Origin of the sequence: Streptomyces sp. NPDC002793, assembly GCF_040295485.1 — a bacterium.
In the GTDB taxonomy this organism is placed as follows: domain Bacteria; phylum Actinomycetota; class Actinomycetes; order Streptomycetales; family Streptomycetaceae; genus Streptomyces.
On record NZ_JBEOVL010000021.1, the window covers coordinates 60,994 to 78,950 of the forward strand.

Here is a 17,957-nt window from a genome sequence, read left to right on the forward strand (position 1 = left end):
CCTCATCGCCGTCCGTAGCGCGCGCACGACCCCTCGGGCGGAACCGCGCGAGCGCCGCCATCGAGGCCTCGCGCCCTCTCCAGGCGGGCGGCGGCGAGCAGCCGTGCGCACCCGGCGGCCAACCCTGATGACGAGCGACTCACTGTGCGAGATCTCGCGATGTTGTGACGTGAGCCACATCAGACAGGGTGGCAACGTCTGGCGTTCAATGGCAATGTGTCACTTAGTGACGCCAACGCAAACTGCTGACGCTTAAATTGACCCAGAGGTGTGGATCGCTATGCAGGACACGAGTTCCCGGGAGGCGGCTGTCGCGCGGGAGGCAGGTCGGGGGAAAAAGACGGTGCTCGAACAGGCGGGCGGAACCAAGGGTGTCGTCTACTCGGCGCTGCCCGCTTTGGTGTTCGTCGTCGCCAACGGCGTCGGCGGACTCAAGGTCGGCGTCCTGGCCGCTCTCCTGGTCGCCGGCGGCATCGCGGCGCAGCGGCTGGTGCGCAGGGAGTCGATCCAGCCGGCGCTGGGCGGCGTGTTGGGCGTAGCCGTCGCAGCTGGCGTCTCCTGGTATACGGGGTCCGCCAAGGACTTCTTCCTCATCGGCATCTGGGCGAGCCTGGCCGGCGCCGTCGCCTTTGTTGTCTCTGTGGTGGTGCGCTGGCCTCTGGCGGGGCTGATCTGGAACGCGACGACCGGTAAGGGTGTTGTCTGGCGTGCGGACGGGCGTTCGCGGTTCTATTACGACATCGCCACCCTGGTGCTGGCTGCCATCTTCGGTGCTCGATTCGCCGTTCAGCAGTACCTCTACCAGGCCGACGAGGTCGGCTCGCTGGGTTTCGCCAAGATCGCCATGGGCTACCCGCTCCTCGCCCTCGGAGTCCTGGTCGTCGCCTGGGCCGCCCGGGCTTCCGACAAGCGGCTGAAGGTGGCGGGACTGCTGCCTGCCAAGCGCACCTGACTCGGCACTTCCGATCTCCATCCGCTCCGGACGGGCTGCGCGCAGCCCGTCCGGAGGCGTGTGTACTCGCATCGGTCACGGCGACGTCCGATTCGGCGGACGCGCTTTCTATGGGCCGGTGCTTCATGCCGTCGCTGCGATCATGTGCGGCCACGCACTGCATGCGCCCGCACGGCCTGGCTGAGGGGCTGCGGTCAGGGGGGAAGGCGAATTGGTCGAGTGTTTACCGGCCGCCTTGACCCGCCTGCCGGCGGCATCAGGGTGCGGGTGCACCCGCGGCCGCCTCGGCGCCTTACAGGAGGTCGACCATGAGGAAATCAGCGGCGGCCCGATTGCCCGGGTGGGTGCGCTGGCCGGACCGATGGCAGGGGCCCTCGGTGGCGATGAGACGGAGGTCATGCGGGAGTGGGAACCTTGCCAGGAACTGCTCGCGCCTGGGGTGTGTGAAGGCTGCGACAGTCGGCTTCTTGGCCTGGAATGCGGCCGGGCTGACCGGATTCGCGGCCCTGTTCGGCGCACAGCATGCTTGGCTGCCGGTCGTCGCATGGTCGGCCGTCGCCCTCTTTGCCCCGTCCGACCCGGACGGGCTCGCCGGCTGGCCCCTGGCCCCGCCCGACGCTGCGCCCGCCAGTTGCCCCGCTGTATTGATGGCCGTCGGCATGCATCACCGCCCATGCGCTGGTCGGCCCTCGGAGATGACCTGTCGCCGCCCGTGTGGCACCCGGGCGAACTCGGCCCGATCTCTGGGTGCCGGCTGCCACCGTCCACCGGATCCTGGCCCGGGACGACCTGAACCTCCGGCCCGACCGGCCCGCCGGAGAGTCGATACGGCATCCATGCCGTGCAGGCTCACCGTCTCCCGGTATCTGGCCGACTGTCCGCAGCGACAGTTGACACAACCTGTCACTTAGTGACACTGTCACTAAGTGACAGTTGTGGCTGCGGGAAGGCGGCGACTCAAGGTTGCGTACCCGCTCAGGTTCCTTGCCACCGCCGGGGTTCTGCCGTTGCTGTCCGGCGTAACAACGGGAAGGACTGATATGGCATTGCCGACGATCATCAGCGTTGAGGAGTTCTTCGCGCCTCCAAGGCGTTCGAGGGCCTCTATCTCGCCGGATGGCACAAAGATTGCTTATCTGGCTCCTTGGGAGAACCGTCTGAACCTGTGGGTCGGGAGTGTCGAAGCGCCGGAGGAGGCGCGGCGGGTCACCTCTGAGGACCGCAACCTGCTGAGCTATCACTGGACGGATGATCCGCGGTGGCTGCTCTATACCCGGGATCAGGGCGGCGACGAGAACAGTCACCTGTACCGAGTCGATCTCGACGTCCCGGACGCAGCGGCTGTCGACCTGACGCCGTTTCCCGGTGCGCGCATCACAGATCTGAAGCTTCCTACCTCTCGGCCGGGGAAGGCGGTGTTCTCCTCCAACAGCCGGAATCCCGCTGTGTTCGACCTCTTCGAGTTGGATATCGCCACCGGTGACCTGCGGATGCTCGCGGAGAACACCGCGGGCGCGGCCGTCACTCTCTTCTACGGCGGCAGTGCGGGCCCCCTCACCAGCGAGGTCAGCGAACGAGGCGACCTACGGCTCTCACGGTGGGACGAGTCCACGCAGACCTCGTGCCACCTGGCGTGGTTCGAGGGTGGGGACTATCCGCTGGGCGTCTATCCGTTGGAGGTCACTCCTGACGGAAGTGGTGTGCTCCATGGCTCGTACCAGGACTCGGACAGGCTTCGTGTGGTCCGGCTGGACACGGTGACTGGTGAAGAGACTGTGGTTGACTCTCACCCGCGCTACGACCTGGACACTCGGGCCCGCGTGTTTCCCTCGCTGCCCTCCCCTCTGATCTTCAGTCGGCGTACCGGTGAACTCATCGGGGTTCGATATCTCGGGGAACGACAGGTGATCAAGGCGCTGGACCCGCACTTCGCCGAGGTCTTGGAAAACCTGGAGAAACTGTCCGCCGGCGACCTGGCCGACATCTCGTCAGACGAGACCGGGCAGCGGTGGGTCGTCAGCTTCACCCACGACCGCGATCCTGGGGCCGCGTACTACTACGACCATTCCTCAGGCGAGAGCCGGCTCCTGTTCCGTCCCCGTGGTCACCTGGATCCCGAGCAACTGGCGTCTATGACACCGGTGACGATCACCTCTCGGGACGGTCTTGCGCTTCCCTCGCACCTGACGCTGCCGCTCGGGGTGGAGCCGCACCGACTGCCGCTGGCTCTGCTCGTGCACGGCGGCCCCTGGGACCGGGACAGCTGGGGTTTCAACCCTCTGGTCCAGCTGTTGGCCAATCGGGGCTACGCGGTCCTGCAGGTGAACTTCCGCAGCTCCACGGGGTACGGCAAATCGTTCATGAAGGCCGGTATCGGGGAGCTGGCCGGCAAGATGCACGATGACCTGATCGACGGGGTCGACTGGGCCGTTGCCCAGGGATACGCGGACCCGGACCGGGTGGCCATCCTCGGCGGCTCCTACGGAGGCTACGCAGCGCTGGTGGGCGCCGCTTTCACCCCCGACGTCTTCGCCGCCGCCGTGGACATCTTCGGGGTCTCCGACCTTGCGAACTTCCTGCGCAATCAGCCGGAGTTCGTCCGGCCGGCCCTTGCCGCCAACTGGTTCCGCTGGGTCGGCGACCCTGCGGATCCGCACCAGGAAGCCGACATGCTGACCCGCTCACCGATCAGCCGGGTGGACCAGATCCGCACACCGCTGCTCATCGCCCAGGGCGCCAACGACGCGAGAGTGGCGCAGGCGGAATCCGACAACATGGTCCATGCCCTCCGGGCGCGTGGAGCCCTCGTCGAGTACATCCTCATGGGGGACGAGGGGCACTCCATCGAGAACCCGGAGAACTTGACCGCCGTCTACCGCGCGGTGGAGCGGTTCCTGGGCGAACACCTCGGACCCGGCAGGGACGGATAGCCACTGCGGCCCACTTCCACCGGGCCCCGGGTCAGGAACGGGAAACAGGGGCTCCGACGGCGCTGGCCAGCGTGCGGACCGCGTGGTCTACGGCGGCCCCGGTGGAAGGCTGTTCGGAGTCGTGGACGAAGGCGGTGGCTCCGCGCTGGCTGCCGACGTAGTCGATGAGACCGTGCGTGAGTTGTGTGCGCAGCGCCATCTCGTAGCCGTGCCGCTCGTATGCGCCGGCGTCGGCGCCTGCTATCGGTAGCAGGTGCGTCGTGAGTCGCTGGAGCTTGGGCAGTACTCCTCCTGTGGCGGCGTACTCGAAGGCCCAGCCGTTGACGAAGACCCGGTCGATCCACCCTTTCAGGAGGGCTGGTACGGACCACCAGTACACAGGGAAAACGAGAACGAGGTCGGTCGCCCAATCCAGGCGCTGCTGCTCGCGAACCACGTCGGGTGGGTGGCCGCCGCCCTCCTGGTAGGCGCGACGGTCCGCCGAGGTGAACCGGGGGTCGAAGCCCTCCTGGTGCAGGTCTGCGGCCTCGACGGCGCCGGGGCGCAGGGCTGTGCTGAGACGTTCCGCGATGTAGTGGGTGAGGGAGCCGGGGTCGGGGTGCGCGGTGACAAGAAGGGTGCGAGAGGTCTCGTCTGTGCTCATGGCGGTACGTCCTTAGGTGTGGGCCGGGTTTCGGAGGTCTTCGCGGGTGTGGGTGTGCGGGGATGCGGTCCGTGAGCGGCCGGGGTGTGGTCGGCGCCTCACTGCGGGGCATTCCAGACGCCGGCAGCGGCCGCGCGGACGACGTACTCCTCGAGGGGTCGCGGCGCGCGTTCCAGCACGGTGGTGAGGTCGCCGGTCGTCTCGGAGACCGAGCCGCCCGCCATCAACGCGAACATTTCGGCGACCTCGTCGGCCTCGTGCCGGCTTACGCCTTGCCCGACGAGCTCCGCCACGTACGCGTCACAGGTGATCTGCCGGTAGGTGAGCGTCCGTCCGGATGCCCGCGCGATCAGCTCGACGGCCTCGGCGAACCTGACGGGGCGGGGCCCGCTCAGCTCGTAGACCTGCCGCACGTGCCGGTCACGCTCGGTCAGTGCCGCGACTGCAGCGTCCGCAATGTCCTCCACGTCGACGAAGGGCTCGGGAACGTCCCCGGCCGGCAGCGCCAGTTCGCCGGCGAGCAGCGGTGCGTGGAATACGTCCTCGCCGAAGTTCTGGGCGAAGTTGGACGCTCGCAGCACGGTCCACTCCAGAGGCGCACCGCGGACGGCCTCCTCGGCGGAGACCATGTTGCGCCCGAACATGGAGCCGCCCCAGCCGTCCGCACCGCGGCCGGAGAGGAGCACCAGCCGTCGCACCCCGGCGGCCGCTGCCCGCGCCGCGAATGCGTGCACCGGGCCCGGCACCGGCGGGGGCACCACGTAGGCCGCGTAGATGCCGTGCAGGACGGCGTCCCAGCCAGCCGGCTGGGACCAGTCGAAGTGGACCTGGCTGGACCGGGAGGCCGCGCGCACCGGGATGCCGCGAAGTCGCAGCCGGGCTGCGACACGGCGCCCCGTCCGGCCGGTCGCGCCAACCACAAGACAAGTGTGTGTGTTCATGGCTCCACTCAACACGGGCCGCCCGGACGTTCCCATGGGTGAAGAGCCGCCTTGCCTTTGTAATCGTCTACTCTGGTGGGGTGGACATCACCAGCGAGCTGTTTCGAGGCGTGAGAGCGCACGGCTCACTGTTCGGTAGTTCGACGCTGTCCCCACCTTGGTCCCTGCACTTCGTGGACGGGCCCCCACTGACTCTGTGCACCGTTCTCACAGGCACCGGCTGGATCGTTTTGGACGGCCATCCGCCCGAACGGCTCGGCCCCCACGACACGGTCGTGGTGCGCGGCCCCGCGACCTTCACCTTCGTCGACGACCCGGCAACCACTGCCGAGCCCCTCGTCTGCAGTGAGGAGTGCGCCGCCCCCGAGCAGGGCGGCACCCGCCATCGGCTCGGCTGGCACGAACCCGGCGAGGACGGGGAGGGGCACGGCACAACGACCCTGGTCATCGGCGCCTACCCGATGAGCGGCGAGATTGGCCGCCGGCTGCTGGACAGCTTGCCCGTCGTGCTGCGCGTACCCGCCGGCGGCGACGGCGACCCGGTGCTCGATCATCTCGCCGCCGAGGTCTCCCGCGACGAACCGGGCCAGCAGGTGGTGCTCGACCGGCTCCTGGACTGGATGCTGGTGTGCACGCTGCGCACCTGGCTCGACGAGCCCGGTCGTCGACCCCCGGCCTGGTGGTCCGCGCAGAAGGACCCGGTGGCCGGCAAGGCCCTGCGCCTGCTGCACGCCGAACCGGCCGCGCCCTGGACGGTGGCCGCGCTGGCCCGGCGTGCCGGGGTGTCCCGCTCGACACTGGCCAAGCGGTTCACCGAGCTACTCGGTGAACCGCCGCTGGCCTATCTCACCCACTGGCGCATGACACTCGCCGCGGACCTTCTGGCCGAGCAGCCCTCCGCTACCGTCGCGTCCATTGCCCGCACCGTCGGCTACAGTGACCCGTTCGCGTTCAGCGTGGCCTTCAAACGGACCCGCGGCGTCACGCCCAGCGCCTACCGCCGGGCCACCGAAGCACGCTGACGCGCGCACGTGCCGGACGCCGGACTCGCGCAAGAAGCCCGCGACCGGCGGGCTGGGTGTTCATGCCTCCGCACCGCAGGTTGACTATGACCGTCAGGGCGCACCAGCTCCCCCGAGCAGTGAGCCTCTCCGCTCGACACCCTTGCCCAGCATCGCGTTCGAGAGTCGCACGGGAGCGCTGGTACGGCCCTGCATGGGAACGGACTCACGGTGAGAGGGGCCGCCGGCCTTGTCCGAGGCGCCGGAGTCGTCCGTGGTCACATCCCGCCGGCGATCCGCATTACCGTGCCGGTCGCGTAGGAGGCGTCGTCCGAGAGCAGCCAGGCGACCGCTCCGGCGATCTCCTCAGGCTGGCCGGCGCGGCCCATAGGGGCAAGTGCCGCGACCTTGGCGGGCCGCTGCGGGTCGGCGTGGAAATCGGTCCAGATCGCTCCCGGAGCGACGCAGTTGACCCGGATGCCGTCGGCCGTCACCTCCTTGGACAGCCCGACCGTCATGGCGTCCACGGCGGCCTTGGCCGCGGCGTAGTGAACGTAGGTGCCGGGGGCTGCCGAGGGTCGCAGCCGCGGAGGAGATGTTCACGATCGCCCCGCCCGCCGTCATCTCGCCGATGGCCCGGCGGGCACACAGCAGGTATCCGAGAACATTGACTTCCAGGGCCTGCCGCATCCCCATCCCCATCCCCTCAGGATCGGCTTCGGCCAGCGGCCCCACCGGCCCGCTCACGCCGGCGTTGTTCACCAGCCCGGTGACCGGCCCCAGGCGCTCGGCGGCGATATCGAACATATGGTCCACGTCTGCCGCGTCGGCGGTGTCGACCGCGACTGCCACAGCCGCCCGCCCCAGCGCACGCACCCTTTCGGCCACGCCCTCGGCAGCCTCGGCATCCGACCGGTACCCCACGGCCACATCGTGCCCCTCGGCCGCCAGTCGCAGGCAGATCGCCGCGCCGATGCCCCGACTGCCGCCGGTGACCACAGTCACTCGCTGACCTATTTTTCCGTTTTTTCCACCCTTTTTTGCCCTCCGAATAGAGACCGATAAATGATCGATCAAATAGTCACCCTACTCACGCGTCTCCTGTGCCGATCCGTGCCCCGGACCGGAGGCCCCGACGTTCGTGCACCCGCATGACGGGTGTGGAACCACCGGCCCGAGCCTCGATGTGAGGAGGATTCCCGCGGCCGCCCTACGCGTCGCACTCCTCCGCGCGGAGCGGGTTTGCATCCTTTGGATGCACTGCCTTGATGCAACCATCGGGCCGTAGAGCCCGTCGGGCGAGGAAACCTAGCGTTCCCGTCATGACAGAGAACAGAGCCAGCCTCCCCCGAACCCCGGTCCCCGACCGCCTCCCGGCACGGCTCCGAGCGATGGCGCGAGCGCGTCCGCTGACTTACTTCTTCCTCCTCGCGAACGGGCTGAGCTGGGTGGCATGGGTGCCGTACATCCTGTCGCAGAACGGCCTCGGCATCTGGGACTACCGGTTTCCCGCGATTCTCGGGACCACTCAAGTGCTGGGGGTCCTCCCGGGCGCCTACCTGGGGCCGATCGGTGCCGCGTTCGCGATGACGGCGCTGGTGGACGGCCGGACTGGTCTGCGAGCCTGGACGCGCCGGTTGTGGCGGTGGCGGGTCGGCGGGCGCTGGTACGCGATCACGTTGCTCAGCGTCCCTGCCGGGATGCTCCTGACCGGCTTGGCGTTCTCCGGCGGGCAGGTCGCCGCCCCTTCGGCCGCAGCGCTCACCGCCTTCGTGCCGATGCTGCTGTTCCAGATGATCACGACCGGTCTGGCCGAGGAACCCGGGTGGCGCGACTTCGCCCTTCCCCGCCTGCAGAGCCGGTTCTCGCCGCTGCGCGCCGCCTTCGTCCTGGGCCCGCTGTGGGGTGTGTGGCACTTCCCGCTGTTCCTCACCGAGTGGGGCGGCTACCCCGAGGCGTCCTGGACGCGGCCTCTGGCCTTCTTCACGTTCTGCGTCGCGTTCAACATCGTGATGTCGTGGGTGTTCAACCGCACCGGGCAGAGTCTGCCGCTGTCCATGCTCATGCATGTCGGCGTCAACACCTTCGCGTCCGTCATGTGGTCCGAGATGTTTCCCGGCCTGGACGGGGAGCTCGCCCTCGTCGCGATGGGGACCGGTGCCTCTGTTGCCGCGGCGGTGATCGTGATCACCACCCGCGGCCGTCTCGGCCACGGCCCGGCCGTCCCGCCGGACCACGGGGATGCGTCGCCGCTCGCCCGCCGCGCGGGGTATGACCGGGACCTCACTATGATCGAGCCGTGACGACCGCGCGGCGCCCCAGCATGACCCGCTCCGCAGCGACCGCTGTCACCACCGCGCTGAGCGCGCTGGCCCTCCTGTGGATCATCGCGCTGCTGGCGCGTGATGACCCGTCACTCACCGGAGCTCCACTCGGCATGGCCGCCTGGTGGGGGACGGCCGTGACGCTCGTCCTGCAATCGGTGGCCCTGCTGTGGGGCCGCCATCAGGTGACCGCCACGTTGGGCTGCGTGGCCGGACTCTGCCTGGTCCTGGCGGCCGTGTTTCCCAGCGGACTGTTCACTGTTACCGCGCTGCCGGTTCTGGTCGGCGCGTTCTTGGCCGGGCTGACCGGGGCCTGGCGGGATGTGTGCCGGTGGGCCCTGGCCTCGGGCGTACTGGTGTCGACCGCCCACTTCGTCAACGGCAGCGCCGACGGGCGCACCGGCGGGTGGGGCCTGGTGATGCAGGCGCTGCTTCAGGCGGCCCTGGTGGTCGGCCTGCCACTGCTGCCGGCTTCCGTGATCGCCGCGCAACGCGCGACGAGGGCCGCGCAGCAGGAAACGCTGGCGGCGGTCACCCGTGAGCGCGATGCCAAGATCGGTGAGGCGATCGCTCTGGAACGGGCGGCGATGGCGCGGGAGCTGCACGACATCGCCGCCCACCATTTGTCCGGCATCTCGCTGATGGCCTCGGTCGTCGCTCGGCAGACCGCCTCGGCACCGGGCGAAGCCCACTCCGGAGCGTTGGAGATCCGCAAGCAGAGCAACGCGATCCTGGATGACCTGCGTCGTCTGGTGGGATTGCTCCGCGACGTCGGTCACCAAGACGAGGGCGTCAAAACCCTCGCCACTCTTCCCCACCTGATCGCGACGGCCCGTCTCACCGGAGCCCAGGTCGACTTCGATCTGCGCAGCGATGAACGACGGAAGCCGGGCGCAGGGGTCAGCCTGCTGGGTCAGCTGGCCGCCTATCGCATCGTGCAGGAATCGCTCACGAACGCCTCACGCCATGCGCCCGGCGCCCCCTGTGTCGTCACCGTGGACGACCGTGACCCGCGCACGCTGCGAATCACCGTCCGCAACGCACCGCCCGGCCCACAGGCCCGTCCCGCTTCACGCGGTACTGGCTACGGCATCATCGGCATGAGAGAGCGCTCCGCCCTCATCGGCGGATCTTTCGGCGCTGGCCCGACCGACGACGACGGGTGGGAGACCCGTATAAGCATCCCCCGCGAAAGCGGGCACCACCTCCCGGAGCAGTTCACGTGATCCGAGTCCTTCTTGCCGACGACCAGCCTCTCGTCCGCGCCGGCCTGAGCGCACTGCTGAACGCGGAGAAGGACGTCGAGGTCGTCGGTGTCGCCGCGGACGGGGCGGAAGCCCTCGACCTGGCCACCGAACTGGTTCCGGACGTCGCGTGCCTGGACATCCGGATGCCGAAGATGGACGGCATCGACGTCGCGGCCCGCATCTGCGGCCCCGACGCGTCTCCAGCCGTCCCGGTGCTGATCCTCACCACCTTCGACATCGATGACTACGTCTTCCGGGCGCTGGAAGCGGGGGTCGCCGGGTTCTTGCTCAAGGATTCCGACCCCGAGGAGATTCTGCGAGCGATCCACCATATCGCCGCGGGACACGGCACTCTCGACCGCACTCTGACCCGCCGTATCGTCGCCGAGTATGTGGAACGACGGCGCCTGCGACCTGTGACAGCGACGCGGGGGATCGACGTCCTCACCGCCCGCGAGCGAGACATCCTGCTGTTACTGGCGCAGGGTATGTCGAACGAGCAGATCGCCGGAGCACTCGTCGTCGAGGTCACCACCGTCAAGTCGCATCTCGCCCGTATGCTGCCCAAACTCGGTGTGCAGTCCCGCCTGCAAGCAGCCGTGTGGGCCTACCAGAACCGCGTCGTGACCGTGGACGATGCTCCACGCTGAACACTCCTCAGGACTGCTCACGCCGAAGGAACCCCCTTGGCGCAGTGAACCTGGGAGTGTCCGAGTGCCGAGGCCCTGGCCGGGGTGAGCCGTGGCCGTGACGGGCCGTCTTGCCGACGTCCATCCCGCGGAAGACGCCCACGCCATCGCTGTCGAACATCGCACCCCTCCCGGGTGGTTGCTCCTGCCGGCCTCGGCAATGGCACCGTGCTCGCGCATTCACGTTATGCAGACCTGTCGCCCGCGAACTGCCCGGCATCACGCCGGACCAGACGGTGGCCGGTCGGGGCCGGGTTGGCCGGGAGCTGATCGTGAATGCCTCCGTATGGCGCCGCTCTTCCGCACCACCGTGCGTGGAGGCGTGCGCGAACAGCAACAGCAGGTCGGCGTACGGGCCGCGTTCACATCCAGCAGGACACCTGCCGGGATCGTTCGGTACGTGCGCGGCGGCGCAGGCCGGCCGGCTCACCGCCCCGGCGCAGCAACTCCCTTATGGTTTGCCGCGGATCGACCGGGCCGCGCCGGGCGTACTGCCTGTGTGCGGTGCGCCGGGCTCGCCTCGAAGCGAGATATACGGCATCACTCCGGACTCGGTCGGCTGAGCTGCCCCGAGTTTCGTAGAGTCCGGTGATCTTGTTTCAGGCGGATTGGGGGACTCGTTCCTGGCGCTGCCAGAAGCCGCGCTCGTACTCGGCGGGTGGCACGTAGTCGAGCGCGGAGTGCAGGCGTTCTTCGTTGTACCAGGTGATCCACTGGAAGATCGCCCGTTCGACCTGGGCGGGGTCCTTCCAGGGGCCCTGCATCTCGATCAGCTCGGCCTTGAAAGTGCCGTTCTGTGCCTCGGCCATGGCATTGTCGTACGAGTCCGCGACGGAACCGACCGACGCGGAGGCGCCGATGTCCGCGAGTCGGTCGGTGTAGCGAATCGACACATGTTGCGAGCCCCTGTCGCTGTGGTGAATGAGGCCGGAGTCCTTCTTGATGCGTCGGCGCCAGAGCGCCATCTCCAGGGCGTCCAGAGGCAGTTCGGTCCGCATGTGGTCGGCGATCTGCCAGCCGACGATCATCCGTGAGTACACGTCCAGGACGAACGCCACATATGCCCAGCCCGACCACGTGCGGACATATGTCACGTCCGCCACCCACAGCTGATCGGGCCGCGCCGCGGTGAAGTTGCGGTCCACCAGGTCCGGCGGTCGGGGCGCCGACGGCTCCGGGATCGTGGTGCGGCGCCGCCGGCCACGGATCACGCCCTCCAGTCCGTGTTCGGCCATGAGCCGCTCGACGGTGCAGCGGGCCACCTCAACACCCTTGCGCCGCAGGGCGCGGGTGATCCGACGGGTCCCATACGTGCCGGCGGACTCGGCGTGGACCTGCTCGATCACCGGCACGAGCTGTTCGTCGCGGAGCCGACGGGCCGACTTCGGCCGCTTCTTGCGGGCGAAGTACGTCGACGGCGACAGGCCCAGCACCCGGCAGACGGGATCGGCCCCGAGACCGTTGTCACGCAGGTGGTCGATCACCTGCTCGGCCTCGTCCGGGGACGGTCGATCTCCTGGGCAAAAAACACCGAGGCGGCCTTGAGGATCTCGTTGGCCCGCCGCAACTCCGCTACTTCTTTGCGGAGCTGTTTGAGCTCGTCGTGCTCGGCTGTGGTCAGCCGGTCGTTGCGTTCGCCATAGTCGGCCTCTGCCTGGCGGACCCAGCCGCGCAGGGCCTCCTTGTGAATGCCGAGGTCCTTCGCGAGATGCGCGATCGGGCGGCCGGTGGCGCGGACCTCGCGGACCGCCCGCTCACGAAGTTCATCGGGGTACTTACGGGGTGCTGGCATGGTGCTGGTGGATCTCCTTCGCCAGGACCGTAACCCTGGCATCAGGGACTCCACAAATCTCAGTACAGCTCACGCTGCTGACTTCGGGGTCCATAACTGTCCTTGGTGGAGTTGCGGTTGATGTCTGACGTCTCCGGCTTCGCGCTCACGCCGGGGCAGCGGGACAAGGCCCGGAGCAGCGAACAGCCCGACCAGATCCATCGGGGGGCCTGGTCGGGCTGCTCAAGGGAGTGATGTCACTCCGCCCAGGGAAGCGGGATCTTCTTGTCGCTGCCCGGCATCATGGCCTTACCTCCGACAACCATGGTGACCAACGCCTCAGCAGGGCCGCCGACGGCCTTGAGCTGCCGTACCGCGCCGGCGGAAAGAACGAGTGCCTGGCCGGCCTTGACCTGTTCGGTCTTGCCGTCCACCTCGACCTCGAACTCACCCGACAAGGGCATCCACACCTGCTCACGGTCGATGATGTGCACCGGGGTGGATGTATCCGCGCCGAGTTCCACCCGCCAAGTGCTGACCTCGGCACTACCTTGGCTCGGGCCTGCCAGGCCGAACATCGCGCCGGCGGGCGTGGTGGTCGTCCGCTGTTCGCTCTCGCTGACCACGTACATGGATCCTCCTGTGTAAAGCTTCTTTACTTGCAGCGAGTAAAGCTACTTTACAGGCGTGTGTCAAGATGAACCGATGGAGACCAACGACCCTCTTGAGCGCACCGAGCTCACCTTCCTGCTCGGAATGGCCTTCCAACTGGTCCTCTCCGAGTTCGTGAGCCGCCTGGACTCCGCCGGCTACGCCGAACTCCGCCCCATGCACGGTCTGGTTTTTCAGGTGCTCCGCGGCTCCGGCGCAACGAGCAGTGAACTCGCCGAGCAACTCGGGGTCACCAAGCAAGCCGCTGGCCAGATCCTCGACGACCTGGAGAAGCGGGGATACGTCGAGCGCCAACCGCACCCCGCCGGTGGCCGACGCAAGCTCGTCGTGCTGACGGCGAAAGCGCTGGAGCACCTGGTCGTAGCGGGAAGGATCCTGCACGAACTGGAAGCACAACTGACCAAGCAACTCCATGAGGTCGGTCTGCAGGTTCCACGAACTGAGCTCGCGGCCATCACCCGAACCCTGGCAGGAGACTCGATCCCTCCATGGCGTCCCATTTGGTAATACGCCGCAGGGCGGCGTCACATACCCTGAAACGCGAAGGGTTGCAGGTCGGAGCGGACCTGGATATCGGCCCAGCCGCGTTCGTCCTTGATCTGTACGTAGCATTGCTCGATCTACGGCGGCAGCCCGAGCAGCCGGACGATCTCGGGGAGGTCGGTGGGCGGGTGTTGGCAATGGGTCGCCGACATTTCTGGCTTGTGCAGGCGTCGCTCGGCAGGAAAGCTCAGGAACTCGGGGGCAAAGGCGCTTTTGTCGAGGTCGGACAAGCGCCTATATGTGCCCGTCTGGTCTCGTCAGAGGCTGCGCTTGCGGCCGCGCAGTGCCCTCGGTGACCCTTTCGGCTTCCCCGCCGGTGGACAGCCGGTGGACAGACGCCTTTGGGCGGGGCATCACGGGGTGGCACAGGTCAGCCTGCTGCACATGCTCTGATCAGCATAAACGTCACCGGACAGCATGACGAGGCAGTACGCAACACGATCACTCTTGGTCTCGTAATGCGTAGGTCTCGGGTTCGAATCCCGAAGGCGGCTCGGAATTGCCCCAGGACTCACTCGCCGTGACCTGGGGCTTTTTCATTTCATTACCTGCATCCTGTCGATGCGCCACCTCAGCGGCTCCGCCAGGCATCCCCTGGTCTGCGGTGACATCGACATCGCCGCGATACCCGCAATGCGGGCACGGGTGGACGCCGTGACACAGACCCCCGGTGCCCGGGTGATCGTGGACGTTGGGTCCACCACCTTCATCTACGCCTCCCCCCTGGCCCTTGTCTGCCGCGCTCACCGCCGAGCTCTCGAACAGGACGGGCACATGGGAACGGTCTGCGAGAACCGTATTCTCCGGGCCGCAGCCCTTCCACACGCTCCTGCGGCCCGCCAGAACCCTGGAGGGAGCCTTGGCCACCGCTCTGCGGGAAAGGGCACCCGGCCCTGCCCTCATCCGGACACGGCACCGAAAAATGGCTGGTCACCCGCACCCGGGAGCGCCACCAGGCCCGCAGACCTGGGTGCTGTAGCGGGTCGAGAGTGTGACGGCTTCCTCCCGGGCGGGCGGGCGGGCGGTCCGGTGCGTGACGCTATGGCCCGTCCCCTGTCGGCCGGGTCGCAGGGGCGGTGAGCGCGGTTTCGTTGACGGCATCCAGGTGGGAGGTCGGCTCGTCCAGCAGGAGAAGGCTGGGCCGGGCCAGGAGGGCGCGGGCCAGTGCGACCCTTTGGCGTTCGCCTCCGGAGAGGGTGCCGCCTCGTTCGCCGAGCATTCCTGCCAGGCCGCCGGGCAGGCGTTTGGCGACGTCGGTGAGCTGGGCGAGTTCGACTACGCGCTGGATTTCGGCCTCGGAGGCGTCGGGTTGGGCGTAGGTGATGTTGGTGCGCAGCGTGCCGTGGACGACGTGGGCGTTCTGGTCGACGATCGCGATGCGTGACCGGCACTCCTCACGGCTCAGCTCGGTGGCAGGCCGGCCGTCGAAGAGCAGGAGACCGCCATCTGGTTCGTAGAATCTGGCCACCAGGGCGAAGACGGTGCTTTTGCCCGCGCCCGGTCGGCCGACCAGAGCTGTCTGGCTCCTGTGGGGGGCGGTGAAGGAGATGCCGCGCAACACAGGCCGGCCCGGATCGTAGCCGAAGGTGAGGTCCTGCAGGGCGAGTGCGGGCTTGTCCTGTGGAGCGGCCGGCCGGGCGAGTACCCGTGTACGCGGGCGTACGGCCGGCATGCGAGTTCCTGCGGGTTCAGCGTGTAGGGACAGTGCTTGCCCGATGCGCTGGTAGGCCCCCATGCCTCGCTGGATGAGACCGATCGCGCGGAAGACCGAGGACAGCGGCAGGGCCAGATACGAGGCATAGAGCAGGAAGGCGACCAGGTCGCCGAGGGAGTCGGCGTCCGTGCTCACCCGCAGACCGCCGATGACGAGGACGATCAGGAAGGAGCCCTGGACGGCCAGCTCTACGGCCGGGCTCATCAGGGAGGCGAGTTTCGCAGTCCGTACACCGGCGCCGTACGCCGATTCGACGCATTCGCCGATGCGGGCGGCTTCACGGTCCTCCGCGCGGTGTACCCGGACCATCGGCAGGGCGCCGAGCGCGCGTTCCAGGTCGGCTGCGATGGCGCCGATGGAGGTCTGCATGCGCTCGGAGGCGGCCCGGATGCCCTTCAGCAGCGATCCAGCAGGTCGTCGATGCTGAGCAGTTCGTCGTAGACCAGTGGGGAGGCGTCGGCGTCCCACACCACGTGATCGACGTCCGGCATGGAGCGGACTGCTTGTTGGGCCCAGTACAGGTCGGTGTCGGCGGGATCGCGTCCCGGCCAGGTGCTCGCCACCACGTGGGCCGGTGAACGGTCGGCCAGGAAGCAGATGGAGGTGGAGTCCAGGCCGCAGGTTTGCACGCCCGGCTTCCTGGCCGGCTGTGAACCGGAGACCGGTCCGCAGCCGCCCTGCCCAGGGCCTGTCGGAAGCCCGGAACGAGGCAGCGGGTGCATGTCATAGCTACCCGCATCACCAGGCGCGGTGGCAAGGGCGCCGAAGGAAGACGGATAATCCGAGAAATGCAAAGCCGGTCGGATGCCCAGGCAGCGGGCGGAGTTCCCGGGAAGGCAGAAAAACGTTTCCACCTGCGCGTCCCAATCCACAAAGGTCTCTCTTCCGGGAGGGTGACCCGATGGGAAATGGCCGGATCCAACCGGGCGGTCAGGGACGGCGAGGTCCCACGCGACCGCCTGGTGCGGCGGATCGTCGAGACGGCGGCCCGGAGGGTCAACTTCCAGCACCTCGCGGTCGACCCCCCGGTGGCCGGCCGGGCCGGATTTCTACCTGGTCTGCTTCAACCGCGCCGCACAGGGCACTTGAGTGAGCGCAGGTGACCGGGCGGAGAACACATCCGGCCGGACAGACGGGAAACAGCACATGTCACCGGACGCTTACCGGTCCTCACGTCCGTACGCCTGACGGCCTGTGCCCGGGGTGGCTACGGCGCCCACCTCGGCGCGCCCGCCGAGCCCGCCCGCAGCTCGACCGGTGCGTGGTGGAGCGGTGGACGGCATGATGCGAACAGAGCGGGAGGATCCAGGTACTCATGGCCGGTGGGACGACGAGCGAACGGACGGGTGCGAAGCGGCTCGCCGCGGCGGCCCAGTGGTGGCGGCGCGCTCTCTCCTACGACGGGGACGAGCGCGACACCCTGCTGGTGATCGGTAAGAGCACCCTCGCCGCCGCCCTGGCCTGGCTGATCGCCTACGACCTCATCGACGCACGCTCGCCGGCCTTCGCCCCGTTCTCGGCGGTTCTGATCATGCAGGTGACCGTCTACCGCTCGGTCGTGCAGTCCCTGCGCTACGTCGGCGCGGTCGTCGCGGGGGTCCTGGTGCAGGCCGCCCTCGGATTCCTCGCGGGGCCCGACCTGCTGACCTTCGTGCTCGTCGCCCTCATCGCGCTCGCGATCGGACGCTGGCGCGTGCTGGGTGTCCAGGGGCCGCAGGTGGCCACCGCCGCGTTCTTCGCCTTCTCGACGTACACCTCGGCGTCCGCGGACTCCCAGCGGTTCTTCCGGCTGGGGGAGATCGTGCTGCTCGTGCTCGTCGGCTGTGCGATCGGCACGGCCGTCAACGTGCTCGTGGCCCCGCCGCTGCGCTACCGCAGCGCCGAATACGGCATCCGGAGCCTGGCCCGCACCCTCCATGACCTGCTCGCCGACATGCATCCCGTGCTGGCCGAAGGGGTACCCGACCAGGACACCACCGGAGGATGGCGGGTCCGCGCGGCGCGCACCGAAGGGCTGATCGGGCAGGCCAGGTCGGGGCTGGCGGAAGCCAAGGAGAGTCTCCAGCTCAACCCCTGGCGTCTGTCGCGCCGTTATCGGAGCCACCCCGGCTTCCAGGGCTACGAGTCGGTGCTCGGTGCATTGGAGCGCACGCTCTACCAGGTGGCCGCGCTCACCCGCGGTCTCGACCGGTCCCGCGAGGAGGACGAGGCCCGTCGGCCGTTCCTGCGGCGTTACGCGGCGTTCCTGGAGTCCGTCGGCGCGGTCGCCGAGGTGCTGACGACGCTGGACGAGACCACGCTGCTCCCGCAGGCGAAACGGCTGGAGAGACTCACCGACGAAGCGGAGGCTCGCCGGGACGAGGTGGTCGAGGAGACTCGTAGGCTGTCCGTGTCCCTCGCCGACCCCTCGGCCCCGTACGGCATCCTCGTCACCGAGGCGACGCGCCTCCTGGAGGAGTTCCGGTACACCTGCCAGGTCCTCCTCGACGTGGCGCGGGACGTGGAGCGGAGTCCCTGAACGCGGCGGAGC

General features: G+C 68.4%; 15 protein-coding genes and 2 pseudogenes. 9 read left to right on the top strand and 8 right to left on the bottom strand.

The genetic code is table 11. From position 1 onward, the window contains the following. Nucleotides 1-280: 280 nt before the first annotated feature. Together ABT001_RS21320 and ABT001_RS21325 are read left to right on the top strand one after the other, a co-directional pair. Nucleotides 281-952, top strand: coding sequence for a DUF3159 domain-containing protein (locus ABT001_RS21320; protein ID WP_351279730.1), 672 nt, complete (start codon nt 281-283; stop codon nt 950-952). 1,040 nt (nt 953-1,992) lie between these two features. Next, nucleotides 1,993-3,882, top strand: coding sequence for a S9 family peptidase (locus tag ABT001_RS21325; RefSeq protein WP_003949694.1), 1,890 nt, complete (start codon nt 1,993-1,995; stop codon nt 3,880-3,882). 31 nt (nt 3,883-3,913) lie between these two features. Here ABT001_RS21325 and ABT001_RS21330 read toward each other — a convergent pair whose 3' ends face one another. Then, nucleotides 3,914-4,525 (bottom strand): NAD(P)H-dependent oxidoreductase, encoded by a 612-nt coding sequence (locus ABT001_RS21330; protein ID WP_003949695.1) that lies wholly within the window; start codon nt 4,523-4,525, stop codon nt 3,914-3,916. A gap of 98 nt (nt 4,526-4,623) precedes the next feature. Next, nucleotides 4,624-5,466, bottom strand: a complete 843-nt coding sequence (locus ABT001_RS21335; RefSeq protein ID WP_351279734.1) for an NmrA family NAD(P)-binding protein — start codon at nt 5,464-5,466, stop codon at nt 4,624-4,626. Between the two features lie 80 nt (nt 5,467-5,546). On the opposite strand from ABT001_RS21335, the gene ABT001_RS21340 reads away from it, so the two are divergent. Then, on the top strand, nt 5,547-6,488 hold the full coding sequence (locus tag ABT001_RS21340; protein ID WP_351279737.1) for a cupin domain-containing protein: 942 nt from the start codon (nt 5,547-5,549) through the stop codon (nt 6,486-6,488). A gap of 257 nt (nt 6,489-6,745) precedes the next feature. On the opposite strand, the pseudogene ABT001_RS21345 reads toward ABT001_RS21340, so the two are convergent. Next, nucleotides 6,746-7,484, bottom strand: a pseudogene (locus ABT001_RS21345) (SDR family oxidoreductase). A 305-nt stretch (nt 7,485-7,789) separates the two neighbouring features. On the opposite strand from ABT001_RS21345, the gene ABT001_RS21350 reads away from it, so the two are divergent. From ABT001_RS21350 to ABT001_RS21360, 3 genes are read left to right on the top strand one after another with little or no spacing between them, the layout of a single operon-like run. Continuing rightward, nucleotides 7,790-8,770, top strand: a complete 981-nt coding sequence (locus ABT001_RS21350) for a CPBP family intramembrane glutamic endopeptidase (RefSeq protein ID WP_037629820.1) — start codon at nt 7,790-7,792, stop codon at nt 8,768-8,770. Then, nucleotides 8,767-10,017, top strand: coding sequence for a sensor histidine kinase (locus tag ABT001_RS21355; RefSeq protein ID WP_226660265.1), 1,251 nt, complete (start codon nt 8,767-8,769; stop codon nt 10,015-10,017). The genes ABT001_RS21350 and ABT001_RS21355 overlap by 4 nt, the downstream gene beginning before the upstream one ends. Next, the gene (locus tag ABT001_RS21360) at nt 10,014-10,688 is read left to right on the top strand and encodes a response regulator (RefSeq protein WP_003949701.1); all 675 of its coding nucleotides are present in this window, start codon (nt 10,014-10,016) and stop codon (nt 10,686-10,688) included. The genes ABT001_RS21355 and ABT001_RS21360 overlap by 4 nt, the downstream gene beginning before the upstream one ends. 638 nt (nt 10,689-11,326) lie before the next feature. On the opposite strand, the gene ABT001_RS21365 is transcribed toward ABT001_RS21360, so the two are convergent. Together ABT001_RS21365 and ABT001_RS21370 are read right to left on the bottom strand one after the other, a co-directional pair. Then, nucleotides 11,327-12,519, bottom strand: a protein-coding gene (locus tag ABT001_RS21365) for an IS3 family transposase (protein ID WP_370443953.1) whose coding sequence is annotated in 2 segments (ribosomal slippage) — nt 11,327-12,255 and nt 12,255-12,519 — 1,194 coding nt in all. Because the reading frame shifts where the segments join, the coding sequence is not laid out codon by codon here. 236 nt (nt 12,520-12,755) lie between these two features. After that, on the bottom strand, nt 12,756-13,130 hold the full coding sequence (locus ABT001_RS21370; protein ID WP_003949704.1) for a cupin domain-containing protein: 375 nt from the start codon (nt 13,128-13,130) through the stop codon (nt 12,756-12,758). A gap of 73 nt (nt 13,131-13,203) precedes the next feature. Here ABT001_RS21370 and ABT001_RS21375 point away from each other — a divergent pair, with 73 nt between their 5' ends. Then, nucleotides 13,204-13,677, top strand: coding sequence for a MarR family winged helix-turn-helix transcriptional regulator (locus tag ABT001_RS21375; protein ID WP_003949705.1), 474 nt, complete (start codon nt 13,204-13,206; stop codon nt 13,675-13,677). 113 nt (nt 13,678-13,790) lie between these two features. Here ABT001_RS21375 and ABT001_RS21380 read toward each other — a convergent pair whose 3' ends face one another. The 3 genes and pseudogenes from ABT001_RS21380 to ABT001_RS21390 all read right to left on the bottom strand — a co-directional run bounded on the left by ABT001_RS21380 (nt 13,791) and on the right by ABT001_RS21390 (nt 16,056). Then, nucleotides 13,791-13,943, bottom strand: a complete 153-nt coding sequence (locus tag ABT001_RS21380) for a hypothetical protein (RefSeq protein WP_162473210.1) — start codon at nt 13,941-13,943, stop codon at nt 13,791-13,793. An 845-nt stretch (nt 13,944-14,788) separates the two neighbouring features. Next, nucleotides 14,789-15,832 (bottom strand): annotated as a pseudogene (locus ABT001_RS21385) (ABC transporter ATP-binding protein); the annotation flags it as partial. Next, nucleotides 15,823-16,056: a hypothetical protein gene (locus ABT001_RS21390; protein ID WP_502967497.1), complete on the bottom strand. Its 234-nt coding sequence runs from the start codon at nt 16,054-16,056 to the stop codon at nt 15,823-15,825. The pseudogene ABT001_RS21385 and the gene ABT001_RS21390, both read right to left, overlap by 10 nt. 264 nt (nt 16,057-16,320) lie before the next feature. Between ABT001_RS21390 and ABT001_RS21395 the strand changes: the two genes are divergently transcribed. Both ABT001_RS21395 and ABT001_RS21400 read left to right on the top strand, forming a co-directional pair. Next, nucleotides 16,321-16,530: a hypothetical protein gene (locus ABT001_RS21395; protein ID WP_351279744.1), complete on the top strand. Its 210-nt coding sequence runs from the start codon at nt 16,321-16,323 to the stop codon at nt 16,528-16,530. A 212-nt stretch (nt 16,531-16,742) separates the two neighbouring features. Continuing rightward, nucleotides 16,743-17,945 carry an aromatic acid exporter family protein gene (locus ABT001_RS21400; protein WP_351279747.1) on the top strand — a complete coding sequence of 401 codons (1,203 nt, stop codon included), beginning with the start codon at nt 16,743-16,745 and terminating at the stop codon, nt 17,943-17,945. The last annotated feature ends 12 nt before the right edge of the window (nt 17,946-17,957 follow it).